This is a genomic window from Paenibacillus favisporus, assembly GCF_040545415.1.
Lineage (GTDB): Bacteria > Bacillota > Bacilli > Paenibacillales > Paenibacillaceae > Paenibacillus_AQ > Paenibacillus_AQ favisporus.
Genome location: NZ_JBEPLV010000005.1, coordinates 480,848 through 495,777 on the forward strand (window position 1 = coordinate 480,848; position 14,930 = coordinate 495,777).

At 54.8% G+C, this 14,930-nt stretch carries 9 protein-coding genes; all 9 read left to right on the forward strand.

All coding sequences use genetic code 11. The features are described 5' to 3' along the window. The first annotated feature begins 29 nt into the window (after nucleotides 1–29). The 9 genes from ABID47_RS23495 (at nucleotide 30) to ABID47_RS23535 (ending at nucleotide 14,928) form a co-directional block, all read left to right on the forward strand. Complete coding sequence (locus ABID47_RS23495; protein WP_354500291.1) at nucleotides 30–566, forward strand: hypothetical protein; 537 nt, start codon at nucleotides 30–32, stop codon at nucleotides 564–566. Nucleotides 567–679: 113 nt separating this feature from the next. Next, nucleotides 680–952 (forward strand): alpha/beta-type small acid-soluble spore protein, encoded by a 273-nt coding sequence (locus ABID47_RS23500; RefSeq protein ID WP_089549734.1) that lies wholly within the window; start codon nucleotides 680–682, stop codon nucleotides 950–952. Nucleotides 953–1,158: 206 nt separating this feature from the next. Next, a complete protein-coding gene (gene metK / locus ABID47_RS23505; RefSeq protein ID WP_263881096.1) occupies nucleotides 1,159–2,361 on the forward strand; it encodes a methionine adenosyltransferase in 1,203 nt (400 codons plus the stop codon). Between the two features lie 288 nt (nucleotides 2,362–2,649). Next, complete coding sequence (locus ABID47_RS23510) at nucleotides 2,650–6,636, forward strand: Ig-like domain-containing protein (RefSeq protein ID WP_354500294.1); 3,987 nt, start codon at nucleotides 2,650–2,652, stop codon at nucleotides 6,634–6,636. A 296-nt stretch (nucleotides 6,637–6,932) separates the two neighbouring features. Then, nucleotides 6,933–9,647 (forward strand): stalk domain-containing protein, encoded by a 2,715-nt coding sequence (locus ABID47_RS23515; protein WP_354500296.1) that lies wholly within the window; start codon nucleotides 6,933–6,935, stop codon nucleotides 9,645–9,647. Nucleotides 9,648–9,740: 93 nt separating this feature from the next. Continuing rightward, the gene (locus ABID47_RS23520; protein WP_089549739.1) at nucleotides 9,741–10,895 is read left to right on the forward strand and encodes a sensor histidine kinase; all 1,155 of its coding nucleotides are present in this window, start codon (nucleotides 9,741–9,743) and stop codon (nucleotides 10,893–10,895) included. Between the two features lie 4 nt (nucleotides 10,896–10,899). After that, a complete protein-coding gene (locus ABID47_RS23525) occupies nucleotides 10,900–11,622 on the forward strand; it encodes a response regulator transcription factor (protein ID WP_076174607.1) in 723 nt (240 codons plus the stop codon). A 165-nt stretch (nucleotides 11,623–11,787) separates the two neighbouring features. Further along, entirely contained in the window at nucleotides 11,788–12,198 is a 411-nt protein-coding gene (locus ABID47_RS23530) for a hypothetical protein (RefSeq protein WP_076174604.1), read from the forward strand. A gap of 357 nt (nucleotides 12,199–12,555) precedes the next feature. Beyond that, complete coding sequence (locus tag ABID47_RS23535; protein WP_354500298.1) at nucleotides 12,556–14,928, forward strand: helicase-related protein; 2,373 nt, start codon at nucleotides 12,556–12,558, stop codon at nucleotides 14,926–14,928. The last annotated feature ends 2 nt before the right edge of the window (nucleotides 14,929–14,930 follow it).

Below are 14,930 nucleotides of genomic sequence, written 5' to 3' on the forward strand. Positions count from 1 at the left end.
TTATTTGTGGAATAGTAACCGGAGGGACAATGAAAAAATCTCTACAAGTGATGTCCGCTATCGTTTTAATAGGTGTAGGCATAGCCCTTGGCTCCATCTTTGACATCACCGCACAAGGCGCAGGTGTGACAGGCCAAGCAGGCACAGCCGATGATCCAGTCGTGACGAAGAGCTACGTTGACCAACAGATCCAAAAAGCGTTGGGCGGAGGAACAACGACGCCAACTACGCCTACAACACCAACGGATAATGGAAACAACAATTCCGGGAATAATAATTCATCGTCTTCTAGTGACCAAGTCACCATCGTCACCGTAAAACCAGGCGAGAAGCTGATCGCAGCTGCGGGTGCCGAGTTTATCGTTCGTAATGGACATGCGGTCATCTACAGTGCCGACTCCAATGGCGTTGCCGACCTTACGGATGGCAAAGACGTAACCAATGGACAAGCGGTCGGAAATAACCATCTCATGTCCTACCCGAGAGCCGGACGCGGCATCATGGTACAAGACGGCGTGAAATCCAGCCTGACGGTTATGGTTCGTGGCGGTTATTCGATCCAATAATCGCGCTACATGAGCTTATTTTTGCCAGAAGTAACAATGATTTATACGTCTAGAGACGGCCGGATGACAAATACTACTCTTGCAAGACCATATTTGCAGGAGGTGTATCCATCATGGCAAGAAGTAATCGTAAAGTGGTACCGGAAAGCCGGAATATGCTGAATCAAATGAAGTACGAAATCGCTGCCGAGTTTGGGCTGGGTGCAGCGTACGGATCTGCAGGTTTTAGCGGTGCGGACACTGAGTTTGCATCCGACCTAGGTGAAGCTGGAGGCGTTGGATTTGGCCGTGTGAACGGGGCTCATCTGACATCCCGGGAGAACGGTTCGGTGGGCGGCGAAATGACGAAACGCCTCGTTCGTCTGGCGCAGCAAAACCTGCTGTAACCAGCCATTTCAACGCTGATCAGAGAAGCACTCATGCAGCTTTTTTCGAGGCCCATGTTCCCTCTGCGTTGATTGACATGGGTTGACAAATACGTTAATATGACATACGAGGATTGTAGAACAACCTTTTCCTTTGCGGAAAAGGTTCATTTTTTGTTTAGAACTTATCTGCCGTTGTTATAATACCCTTATAGGAGGTTGATACAATGTCTGTAAAAGGACGTCATCTGTTCACATCCGAGTCTGTTACGGAAGGACATCCGGACAAGATTTGCGACCAGATCTCCGATGCGGTTCTTGACGCTTTTCTGGAAAATGATCCGAATGCCCGTGTGGCGTGCGAAGTGTCGGTTGCGACCGGCCTGGTGCTCGTCATCGGTGAAATCAGTACGAAATCCGAATATGTGGATATTCCAGCTATTGTTCGAAATACGGTAAAAGAAATCGGCTATACTCGAGCCAAGTATGGCTTTGACTCCAACACGATGGCCGTGTTGACATCGCTCAACGAGCAGTCGGCCGACATCGCACAAGGCGTTAACGCTGCTCTGGAGAGCCGTGACCCTGCCCAGGTGGATAAGGAAACCGAAAACATCGGTGCCGGCGACCAAGGTTTGATGTTCGGTTTTGCGACCAACGAGACACCAGAACTGATGCCGCTTCCGATCGCGCTGTCTCACCGCATTGCCCGCCGCTTGGCTGAGGTCCGCAAGAACGGTACGTTGGACTACCTGCGTCCGGACGGTAAAACGCAGGTGACGATCGAGTATGTGGACGATAAGCCTGTCCGTGTCGATACGATCGTCGTTTCGACGCAGCACTCGGAAGACGTGACGCTGGAGCAAATCCAGAAAGACGTGAAAGAGCAAGTCATTCTGCCGGTGGTTCCTGCTGAACTGCTTGACGCCGAGACAAAGTATTACATCAATCCTACGGGGCGTTTTGTCATTGGCGGACCTCAAGGGGACGCTGGTCTGACAGGACGTAAAATTATCGTCGATACGTACGGTGGATATGCCCGTCACGGCGGCGGTGCCTTCTCCGGTAAGGATCCGACGAAAGTGGACCGTTCCGCCGCATACGCAGCGCGTTACGTAGCGAAGAACCTCGTTGCTGCAGGACTGGCTGATAAATGCGAAATCCAATTGGCTTACGCCATTGGTGTAGCGACTCCGGTATCGATAAACGTCGATACGTACGGAACGGGTAAAGTGAGCGATGAGAAGCTCGTTGAGCTGATTCGCTCCAACTTTGATCTGCGCCCAGCAGGCATCATCCGCATGCTGGATCTGCGCCGTCCGATTTACAAGCAAACCGCAGCTTACGGGCACTTTGGCCGTACCGATGTGGATCTGCCTTGGGAACGTGTCGACAAAGCCGAAGAGCTGCGTGCGCAAGCTGGTCTGTAATCGAAGCAGTTATTTATAATAGAAGAAATTTTAAAATCTCAGTTTGGCTAAATGGCCGGGCTGAGGTTTTTTGCGTGCCTACCACCTAGCGTTTCTAGCCATAGGCTAAACTTCCTTTCCATTTTAACCGACATAGAAGTATAAGCGCGTGCCTATGAAAAGGGCGCGGTATGTTTCTTTTCACAGGTCGGAATACGAGGAAAGGTAGGTTTAAGCCATTCTATGAAAAAAATAACGGCATGCATGCTAGCACTCGCCATGGCATTGGACATAGGAATCACAGGAGGGATGGGAGGAAGCCCCGTATCAGCTGCAGCAACGGCAGTGCAGGCTCAAATGAGCGGACCGCTTGTCTCCACGCTGCCGGCAGATGAGGCAGTGGAAGTTGGGAGACGTCCGGACTTTCAGCTGACCTTTGACCAACCCATACATATTGCCGATCCATCTGCCGATCCAGCGTCGGACCCAGTGGTTCGGATCATCGATCCGGAAGATAATCAGATCAAGCTCAGCCTAAGCGAGTTGAAGGCTATGAATTCAACGAATCCAGCGCCCACCAATAAACTCACCTTTCAGCTGCCAGCAGGCAAATGGCTGTCCTATAAGACGGACTATCAGGTGAAAGTCGAGGCAGGAGTTCTAAAGGACGCTTCTAACCAGACGTTGAACGACGTGTCGATGTTTACGTTCACCACACTAAGCAAGCTGGCTGTTGTGGACTATACGCCACAAGTTGGCTCCATCGGAGCCAGTCCTTCCAACGCGCTGCAGCTTACTTTTAATGAAGAAATCCAAACGGGGACCGGCAGCGTGCAGATCAAACGCGTATCAGACAACCAAGTGGTGGACTCCATTACGCTGACGCAGGGGCAGACGAACTCGCGGGTTCAAGTGGATGGGAAGAAGATAATCTTCACGTTGTCCCGTTCGTTGGACAAAAACACGACGTACTACGTGTATATCCCTGCAGGTGCGATCACCACGTTGGATGGACAAGCGTTCGGCGGGTTGACGACGGGCGGGCAGTGGTATTTTACGACGCAGGGTGATACCGCCATTACGGCCAAAACGCCGCAGAGCGCCGCGAACGGGATCGCCACGAATAGCAAGCTGCAGCTGACTTTCAACAACCCGGTATATCCGGGGCAGGGCACGATTGACCTGTTCAAATCAAACGGTACCAAGGTAACTTCGATTAACGTCCAATCCACCGAGGTGACAGGCGGCGGCTCGACGGTCGTGACGATCGATCCGGGGAACGTGTTGACGTACGGGACGTCGTATTATGTGATCGTGCCGACGGGCGCTTTTCAGGACGGGGAAGGCAAGAATGTACCGGGAATTACATCGACCAACGGCTGGACCTTCGCCACGGTAGCGGCGCCAGGCAGTACGACTCCGCTGTCCGTGACCAGCTTGTCCCCAACAAGCGGAAGCACGAACGTGGCGGTGGACGCGACGCTGTATATGAATTTTAACCGGGAAGTAGTTCGTGGTTCGGGGAATGTACTGCTCCGCAAATCTTCCAATGGTGCCAGTGTTCCGGTGACAGTCACAGTGAGCGGGACCCAGGCCAAAATCCAGCTCCAGTCCGGTTACACACTCGACAGGGACGCGTCCTATTATGTGACCGTAGAGCCGGGGGCTTTTTACGACAAACAGAACACTGGCATGAACTATGCCGGAATTACAAGCAGTACGGGGTGGACGTTCCAGACGAACACGTCGGACAAGCAGGCTCCAGTGCTGCAGAGCAGTGAGATGTACAGCAACACGACCATCCGGCTCGTGTATAATGAAGCTTTGTATTCGGACTCCTGGCCATCGACGGCCAATTTTAACGTGACGGTGAACGATGAAGCACGGCGGATCAGCTACGTGTATACTTCCGGTGACAGCGTCTATGTCATTCTGGAGACCGGCGTCGCCGTCGGGCAAAATGTAAAAATCAGCTACAGCGGCGGCTCCAGCCCGATCCGCGATGCGGCGGGGAATGCGGCGGCAGCTTTTGGGGCCCGCGAGGTCGTGAATGGCGTGGACTCCGCGCTGCCAAAGCCAACCAGCGGCACGATTTCGGGCAGCACGGTGGTGCTGTATTTTAGCCAGTCGCTGAAAAGCCCATCTGCCTATGCCTACGAGCAGTTCACGGTAACGGCGGACGGAACGAGCATGGGCGTCAAAAACGCGACTCAGAGCGGCCAGTCCTTGACGCTGTCCCTGAACTCGTCCGTCGGCGACGGGCAGGTGGTGCGGGTCAGCTACAAGCCGGGGGCGTATCCGATTCAGGATTACCGCGGACAAAATATCGCTGGATTCACGGACTACATCGTCCGCAACTATTGGGACACAAAGCCTCCGGTCCTGGACAAGGCGGAAGGCGGCGGCACCAAGCTGGTCCTGACGTATAACGAGCTGCTCAGCACGACCAATGTGCCGATGAAAAGCCAATTTTCCGTACTGGCCAACAATGTGCCGAATTACGTGACTGCAGTGGAGATCAAGGGCAGCCAGGTAACGCTGACATTGACGTCTGCACTGAGCAAAGATAACAAAGTGACGATCTCGTATGTACCCGGTACCGCGCGCCTGACGGACCTGAACGGGAACTCGGCCGGATACCTGAATCTGGAGCCGGTTACGGTTACGACACTGCTCGATATGGGTGACATCCAATCGGCGGTAGTGCAGGGAGATACCATCCAGGTCGTGTTCAATAAAACGCTGGTGTCCCAGTCCTCCGTCACAGTAACCCAATTCCAAGTATTGGTGGACGGAACGGCAAGCTCCCTGTACAGCGCCTCGGTCAATGGCAGCACACTGACGATCAAGCTCAGCAATCCGGTCATCAGCGGCCAAAAGGTGGAGCTGTCTTACTTTCCAGGGGCAGCGCCGCTAAAGGACAGCGCAGGCAATGATCTGAAGTATTTTAGCAAAATCCCGGTCAGCAGTACAGGAACGACGGGCAGCAGCGGATCGACCGATCCGAATCGTCCTTCTTACCTGACATTTATGGAGTCATCTGAGTTTGGACAGGCTATGTTTGCGCTTGGCAACCAGGTGACGGCCGTCTCGGATGTGAAGTCCCGCAACAACCAATATATTAAGCAGTACCGAGTCGATGGCGAGAAGCTGAAGCAGGCCTACCAATATATGCTGAACTCCGGTGAAAAGCTGCACACGCTTGTTGTAGATGCGGCCGTCGGGCTAAGCTCAGCATCGGTTACGTTCCCACTAGACACGCTCCAGCAAGTCTATAACATCGATCGCAGTGCCGTGCTGGCGGTAAAAGCCGGGGACGCCGTGTATATGGTACCTTTTAGCAAAATGAACCTGCCAGACATTTCCCGCAGTCTCAATACAAGCAGCTCTTCCGTCTCGCTTAATATCACGGTAGAGAGGCTGTCAGCAGAGGCAGCAGCGGAATTGAGCAAGAAGGTGAATGCCGGTTCGACGCAAAAGATCACCGAGCCTGTAGACTTCTATGTATCCGCCGTGAACAACAGTTCGCCGAACAATCCGCTAGAGCTGAAGCTCAGCGGGGAATATCTCGTCCGGATGAGCAGCGCGCTGCAGGACAGCCGGTCCAGCCTGGTACGCTTCGACAATGTAGCGAATAAGCTGACCTACGTTCCGGGCGTAATCAACGCGGCAGGCAGCCGTGGGATATTCCATGCAAAGGTGAAGGGAAATTTTACCGTTTTCGGAGCAACAACTTATAAATATTACAGCGATCTCGGCAACCATTGGGCGAAAGACGCGATTAATACGCTATCCACCAAGCAGGTGATTGAGGGCCGAACGAATACGCTTTTTGCCCCAGATAAGAATATTACCCGTGCTGAGTTCGCGGAGTATATCGCCCGGGCTCTCGGACTGGAAGGGGATGCGCAGAGCGCGGACCGCTTCTATGACGTGGTCAACATCGGCTCCAGCGCCTATATCGGGGCGGCCGCCAAGGCCGGTATCGTCACCGGCAATACGGACGGATCGTTTAAGCCGAACAGCTCGATTACGCGCGAGCAGATGGGGATCATGATGGTCCGTGCCATGAATTATGCGGGATACAACTCGACGCTGAGCTATCCGGCGTCCACGTACCTGAAAGTTTTTAAGGACAGCAAGCAAATTCAGTATCCGGATTCCGCGGCACGCGTGCTAAAGGAAGGCATTATCCAGGGTGTCACAGTGAACACGTTCCAGCCACGGGGAAATGCGACCCGCGCCCAGGCGGCCGTCATGCTGCAGCGTCTGCTGGAGAAAATCGGGTACATGTAACCAGAGCAGTGAACAGGTTAAATCTCTCATAAAATCATAGAGTTTCCATTTCGGTACGTCAGCCCTACTTCGGTGGGGCTTTTTTTGTGGGATTTTTCGGTGGATTTTGCTAAAAAGATTAATTTTCCGTAACTTTTTTGGATAATTTCAGTCTATTTAATAGGGAGTTCATACTGGACCTAGATAATAGAGTCTGTGAACTCATGCTGTAACGTGTATAGTCGGTTGGTCCTGTTTATGAACGAGCAACGATAGAATAGCATTGCGTATGAAGAAGATGGGAGAGTTAACAGTACATGAAATGGCATAATGATCGCATGGGGAACGAGCACAAGAAGGGTGCAGGCAAGAAGTGGATGGTCGTATCGCTGGCTGGCCTGCTGTTTATTACGCCGGTTATCGGCAGCGGCATCCCGCTGAACGGACATTCTATAGCTTCGGTGGCCAGCGCCGCCACGGCGGCGACCGTAACGAAGCTTAGCGAAAGCCCGGTTACGTCTGGGGCGATAATGACCAAGTACAAATTTACGACGACACGCTCCGGCAAACAGGCGACGGCACTGGCCGACGTCATCAAAGTCGACTTGCAGAATCCGAACGTCAAGATTGACGTCATGAACGGCCAGGACGGTCAGTTGACCACGAAACAGAGCACCGGCGGCATGGTCAAAGAGACCGGCGCGGTAGCGGGCGTGAATGGTGATTATTTTAATACGGCCGGAGACGGGGCACCAATTGGGGGGCAGGTTACCAGCGGGGAACTGGTATCGACGCCTTCGGATCTGAAGGGGATGTATTCCTTTGCGGTAACCAAGAGCGGCACGCCGGTCATCGATCAATTTTCGTTTGACGGAACGGTGACAGCCCAAGACGGCTCTACGTTCCCGCTGGCTGGTGTCAATAAGGCATCTTACACGCCGGAGAGCGGTACTTCGAATTACAGCCATGCGAATGCCATGTATATTTATACAAGTGCCTGGAAGTCGCCGGTTCGTCCGAAGAACAGTTCCACCACTCCGGTTGAGGTCCTGGTGCAAAATAACGTGATTACGCAAATTTCCGAGCCGGGTGGCTTCGATTTCGCAGTGCCGGAGGACGGGTACATTTTGCGGACCCACGGAACGGCAGCGCAGTTCGTAACCAACCATATGGCGGTTGGCCAAACGATCCAAACCGACTACAAGCTGCTGTCCAAAACGTCCGGACAGTCGCTTGATCCGGCCAACCTGCAGATGATGATCGGCGGGCACACGATTCTCGTGAACAATGGAGCGGCGTCGGCCTTTTCGCGCGACGTGTCCAGCATTGGAGGCTACCGCGCCCGTACGGCGCTCGGATATTCGAAGGATCAGCGCTACGCGTACATCGTAGCCGTTGAGAAAAATGACAACAGCTCCGGCATGTCGCTGTCTGAGCTGCAGACCTTTATGATCAAAGTCGGTGTCTGGAAAGGCATGAACCTGGACGGTGGCGGCTCCACAACGATGGTGGACCGGCCGCTCGGCGAAACGGGCACGAAGCTGACGTTCGACACAGAATACGGCAAGACCCAGCGCAGCGTCGTCAACGCTGTCGGCGTGTACACCGAGGCGCCGCAGGGCAGCCTGCTCGGACTGAAAATCAGCGGCTCTTCCGCGATCCTGATCGGGCAGCAGGCATCGTTCCAGCTGAAAGGCTACGACACCTACTACAACCCGATCGACGTGTCGAGCATTACGCCGACCTGGAAGTCGAGCAACGGCAACATCGTCGTCAGCGGGCAGACGGTGAAGGGCGTGAAGCCGGGAACATCGACGATTACCGCGGTCAGCGGCAAAGCCAACGCCAGCATGCAGGTGAAGGTTATCGGCGGAGACGACCTGTCCGCCCTGAACGTCGGAACGGCAACGGCTCCGCTGAAGGCGGGAAGCACGGTATCGGTGCCGGTTACGGCGGTGACGAAGGACGGGCACAGCATTACGGTCCCAGCCGGCTCCCTGAAATGGGAATTCATCGGCTTTAAAGGCAGCGTGCAGGATGACAAGCTGACCGTCGCTTCGGTAAATGCGAATACGAAGGTTGGTTATGCCATCGCCCGTTATAACGGCTTCAGCACCGTCGTCGTGCTGTCGGCGGCAGGCGAAGACATGTGGGAAAACTTTGAAAATGTCACATACCCGGTCGATTTTACGACGAACAGCGGCAGCCAGGTGACCGGATCGGCGCAGGTGACGCAGGGAACCGGCGACCATGCGAATTCCAAAGTGCTTCAGCTGCAGTATGACATGACGGCCGGCAGCGGCAAAATGTATGCTTATGCACAACTGAACGGCACTTCGGGCAAAGGCATCAACGCAGCGGCCACGTCGATGTCGATCGACGCAATGGGCGACAACAGCCTGAACTGGATGCGTGCCGAGCTGACGGACGCGAAAGGACAGACGGTATACGTCGACCTGGCCAAAGCCATTGACTGGACGGGCTGGAAGACGATCAACGTGGATCTGAGCAGCCTGGGCATTGCCTTCCCGGCCCAGCTGAAGCGCCTCTACGTCGTCAATGTCGAAGAGGGTCAGGACGAGCGGGCGAAGACGGGTACGGTCGCTTTTGACAACATTAAATTCACGATGCCTTCGCTGTCCAGCGATGCCGGCCTTCCAACCGGCAAGGTGATCATGGCGGTCGGGCAGAAGTCCTATATGTCGAACGGGCAGAAGAAATCTATGGATGCTGCGCCGGTCATGAAGAACGGTACGACCTATATTCCGGTGAAATACGTACTGGATACATTTGGCGGACAAGCGACATGGGATTCGGCCAATCAGCGGATCAGCGTCCTGCGGGGCGGCAAGCTGATGGACTTGACGGTCGGCAAAAAGGAATATATCCTAAACGGCAAGCGTAAAAGCGCAGAAGTTGCTCCATTCATCACCCAAGGTCGTACTTTAGTCCCACTTCGGCTCGTTTCCGAGCAATTAGGATTACAAGTAAATTGGGAACAAAACACGAAGACCATTACCATCCAATCATGATATGGTATGATATGTATAGAATTGAACTTAGGAAATGCGACTGCAGCTCATTCTATGTAGAACTGTAATGGTTAGAAATGGAGTAGAACATTCGTGGATTTTCAAGCCGATGCGATAGACCGAGTCATTAAGAATGCCATCCAGGTGGTTGAAAACAGCAAATATCAGATGTTCGAGATTCTCGAGACGGCCCGGGACGAGCTGCTCACGTTGAATCAGGAACTGCAGTTAGTGATGAAGGAAACCGTGGATACGCTGCAGAAGGTGGATCAGCTGGAGCTGAACTACCGGCGTTCCCGGATCCGGCTGACCGAGGTCAGCCGGGACTTCGTCCGGTACAAAGAGGATGATATTAGGCAGGCCTACGAGAAAGCGACGCAGCTGCAGCTTGATGTGATGATTTATCGTGAGAAGGAAATGTATTTGAAAGCCAGACGCGATGAACTCCAGAAGCGGGTGAGAAGTGTCGAAAATTCGATAGAACGTGCCGAATCCATCGGATCGCAGATGGGCGTTGTCATGGAATACCTGTCGGGAGAGCTGGGACAAGTGACCCGGATCATCGAGACGGCCAAGAACCGCCAGGTGATCGGTCTGAAAATTATTTTGGCGCAGGAAGAAGAGCGCAAACGCATCGCCCGTGAAATCCATGATGGTCCGGCGCAGCTGCTCGCTAACCTGGTCCTTAGAACCGAAATTGTGGAAAGAATGCTGCTGAAGCAGGAATTTAAGATGGTGCAGGACGAAATAGTAGATTTGAAGGGGCAGGTACGCTCCAGCCTTGAAGAAATGCGCAAGGTCATTTTTAATCTGCGTCCTATGGCACTCGATGATTTGGGACTGATCCCGACGCTGCGCAAATACGCGCACGATTACGAGGAGAAGACCAAGATCCGTACCATGTTCGAAACGAGAGGGAAAGAGCATCGTCTTTCTTCTGCAATGGAGGCGGCGATCTACCGTCTGGTCCAGGAAGCACTGAGCAATGCGGCGAAGCATGCCCACCCAACCTATGTGTTAATTGAGATTACATATCAAGCGCAGATGGTTAAAATTGTCGTTCAAGACAATGGACTTGGATTCCGAGTCGAGCTTCTGGAACAGAAGAGCAAGGATCATTTCGGTTTAATCGGAATGCGCGAGAGGGTAGAGCTTCTCGAAGGGAGAATGGAGATCGAATCGGCTGAGAACCAGGGCACGAAGATCATTATCCATATCCCAACGAACGTGGAAAAGGGAAAGGAGTAGTTGGATGGAAACAAGAGATTCCGGCAAAACAACCATTAAGGTCCTCCTAGCTGACGATCATCAACTGTTTCGCGAGGGTCTGAAGCGTATTTTGAACATGGAGGAAGACATTGAGGTCATCGGGGAATGCGGCGATGGTATTCAGGTGCTCGAATTTTGCAACGATATCAAACCCGACATTGTCCTGATGGATATTAATATGCCTGTGGAAAATGGTGTGGAGGCCACGGAGAAGCTCCGCGAGCTGTTTCCGGATGTAAAGGTCATTATTCTATCCATTCATGATGATGAGAGTTACGTATTCGAGACGCTCCGCAAGGGCGCGAACGGATACCTGCTCAAGGATATGGAAGCCGAGTCGCTGATCAATGCGATCCGTTCGGTTCAGGAAGGCTATGCATTTATTCATCCTAAAGTGACCGGCAAGCTGATTCAGCAGCTGCGGCGCATGACCTTCCTGAACGAAACGGGTGCCATGACCGAGAGCGGCGTCCGCGAAGCAGGCGTCAAGTTCGTGGCCGGCGAGAACAATCCGCTGACCCGGCGGGAAGCTGAAGTGCTGCGCCTGATGGCGGAAGGCAAGAGCAACAAGATGATCGGAGAGTTTTTATTCATTAGCGAGAAAACGGTCAAGAACCATGTCAGCAGCATCCTGCAGAAGATGGAAGTCGACGACCGCACGCAAGCAGTTATCAACTCGATTAAATACGGTTGGGTAACGCTCTAATACCATAATTTTGGGATAGCTGCTTGCCTCTGCCAAAGTTTGTGAAAAATTCCACTGTACGCTCGCTCATGCCCCTCTCGTCAGAGGTGTGGGCGATCCGGCCTTTATCATTCACCGTCCGGTTTGTACCCGCATATAGTGTGGGTATACAGGAGGTGAGTCTGCATGATGATTCCGCTTTTGTGGATCACGGCGGTATACGTGCTGGCGGCTGCGGCGGTTCACTTATTTCATGCTTGGCAGAAGCGCAAAAGTTCACCCTGGGTTCACTATACGCTGGTGACGTCCAACCATGAAGGACAGATCGAATGGTACATCCGGGCATTCGGGTGGTATTCGTTCATTTCAGGCAAGAAGCTTCGTCTAACGGTGATGGATGCAGCTTCCACGGATCAGACCGTGGAAATTGTCCACCGAATGCACGGAACCGCGGGTATGGAATTGTCCGTCGTCCCGATGCAGTCCTCCGTGGAGCACGGAGACATCGAAGGAACCTTGGTGCTGGCTGACGGCATGATTTCCGAAATGATTGATTTGAGAAAGCCGCATGAAGCGGAGCGCATCCCTTATGTCTAATACGCAGGGAACTGCGTTCATGCCGGGAGGCGGCATAATGCAGAATACAGAGTGAAGCACACTCCAGAGGCGACAAGCCGGGGGTGTGCTTTTTTGCGTTGGGCGGAGGATCGTCGGTGGTTTCTACTGAATTCTAATTACTTCTATAGATTGAATTAAATTCTGAACTACCTGTTATACCGGCCCAATAGCAGCCTATAAACATTCATTTTTTTCATTTCTTAAGTTCGTTCTATGTAGTTCTACTTATCACTCGCGCTGAAAAGAGTCTTGAAGAGATTGAGATTTTCCGTAAGAGGACAGGATATTCGGCTTTTACGTTTCAACGAAACGGGAAGGGAGAAAGGAGGCGGGCGCATGCGTGTCGCCGTATATGCCATCCGGCAAGGGCAGCGGTGGAAGATGAAGACTTCGCTGGACCTGCGTATTGACATCGTATGGTGGGAGTACATGTGTAGGAATGCCGGAATAGATGGAACGATGGTTTTGCTGTCAGGGGACATGCCTTTAGGCTGGGCTTGCAAGGTGGTTAAGGATTTTGTGGGTGCGCCGGAGATGGTGTACTGGAAGATGCAGCAGTGGAAGGGGTGGTTGGAGGCGGAGCTGAGGGAGGAGATGGAGCGGGAACAGACCGGCATTGGTAGGTCTCGGCCGGGAATGAATGGGTGGACGTCTGTTGACGGGGAAAAACAAGATGCTAGAACAAAGGGCAGTTTGCGGGGGATGAAGGATCGGGGGAGGGGAGTTTGGAACAGTTTCGAACCCAAGGACCATGACGGTGCGGCATGGGGTGGATTAAAGTCCAAAGGCAATGACAGATCGATACAGGATGAATTCAAAGCTAAGGGACATGACAGAGCAGCACGGGGTGGACTCAGGACCAAGGGCTATGACTGGGCGTCGAAGGATGGGATCAAATCCAAGGGCAACGACAGAGCGGTGCGGAATGGACTCAACCCGAAGGGAAATGATGGATCGGCGCGGGATGGGTTCAACACAAAGGGCAATGACAGAAAGGTTGGGGATAACTGTTCCGGGATGTGGCGCTGGGGGCTTGGCGAGCCGCTACCACCTGCCGTATGGCAGGAGTTGATGCGTCAGCCGGAGGAAGGGCAGTGGGCAGGAGACGTAAGGGACCCCGCAGTGCTCGGGGAACTTGCGGAGCAGGCCGGGCAGCTGGTGGACAGGCTGCGTGGCAGGTCGCTGCTCGCAGCGGAGGTCGACTCGCTGCTGAGCGACCGGGCGCCGGGGCTTGCCAGCGCCTGGCACAGTGCGGCGCAGCTGGCCTACCTGCAGGGCCAGCTGGCGCTCGACGCGGGCGTGGCTACCGCCAGCCCGCGAAAGGGGCCCCGCGGCGCGCTTCGCGCCGGCCGCGGCCAGGCCCCCCGCTGCCGCCGGTGCGGCAGCGATGCCACGGGCCGCACGGCATGCGCCGCGTGCGGCCTCGCGGCCTGCGCCTACTGCGAGGCATGCCTCGCGCTTGGGCGTAGCCGCGCCTGCTCGCTGCTGCTTCGCACAGCAGCGAATCCGGCCGTGCGGGGCACGGCCGGGGAATCCACCGCCGCCGTTGCGGGGCGGTGGGGATTGAGCGCAGCCCAGGGCGATGCCGCCTGGGCTGCGCTGGGGTTCTTGGCGGAGCCGCCTGAAGGGGGCTCCGCGGCAGGCGGCCGCACCGGCTGGATGCGGCCGAGATGGGGTGCCGCGCAGAGAAGCGGCACCAGCACCGCGCCCTCCCGCTTCCTCCTGTGGGCCGTGACGGGCGCGGGCAAAACCGAAATGATCTTCCCGCTGCTGGACTCCGTGCTGGCGGTGGGTGGGCGCGTGCTTGTGGCCACGCCGCGCCGGGATGTGGTGCTCGAGCTCGCCCCACGCCTTGCAAAAGCGTTCAGCGGTGTCCGGATCGTTACCCTGTACGGCGGCAGCGCCGAGCGCTGGGAAAGCGGCGCCTTAACGCTCGCGACCACCCACCAGTTGATGCGTTTCTATCACGCCTTCGACCTGGTAGTGATCGATGAGCTCGACGCATTTCCCTATCATAACGACCCTATGCTGGCCTATGCGGCGCAGCATGCCTGCAAACCGGACGGGAAATTTGTGTATCTGTCGGCGACGCCGCCGCGCCCACTGCAGCGGGAGGTGTCCCGGGGCACGCTGCCGCATGCCAAGGTACCCGTAAGGTACCACGGCCACCCGCTGCCAGTGCCGAAGCGGATCGCCATGCGCAGCGTGGAAACCTGCCTGCGGCAGCCGAAGCTGCTAGGGCCGCTTGCCGCGGAGCTTCGCCGGTCGATCGACCGGGGAGCGCAGATCTTTTTGTTCGTTTCCCGGATACGTCATATCGGACCGCTCGTCGAGATTTTACGCCGCCGGTTCAAAGATATTGCGGTGGAAGGGACATCCTCGGAAGACTCTGGGCGGGGTGAGAAAGTCATGGCCTTCCGGAAGAAGGACATCTGCCTGCTCGTCACGACGACCATTCTGGAGCGGGGTGTCACCGTTCCACGCAGCGACGTATATATTCTGGACGCAGACAGCAGCCTGTTCGACGAGGCGTCGCTCGTCCAAATGGCCGGCCGGGCCGGGCGGTCTTCGGAAGATCCGGCAGGAAGGGTCATTTTTGCCTCATCCCAGTGGACATTGTCTCAAAAGCTGGCTGTGAGCCAGATCAAGGCGATGAACAGGATTGCCGGCAAGCACGGATATTTAAAGGAGCAGCCTTTTAAGTCATAAGC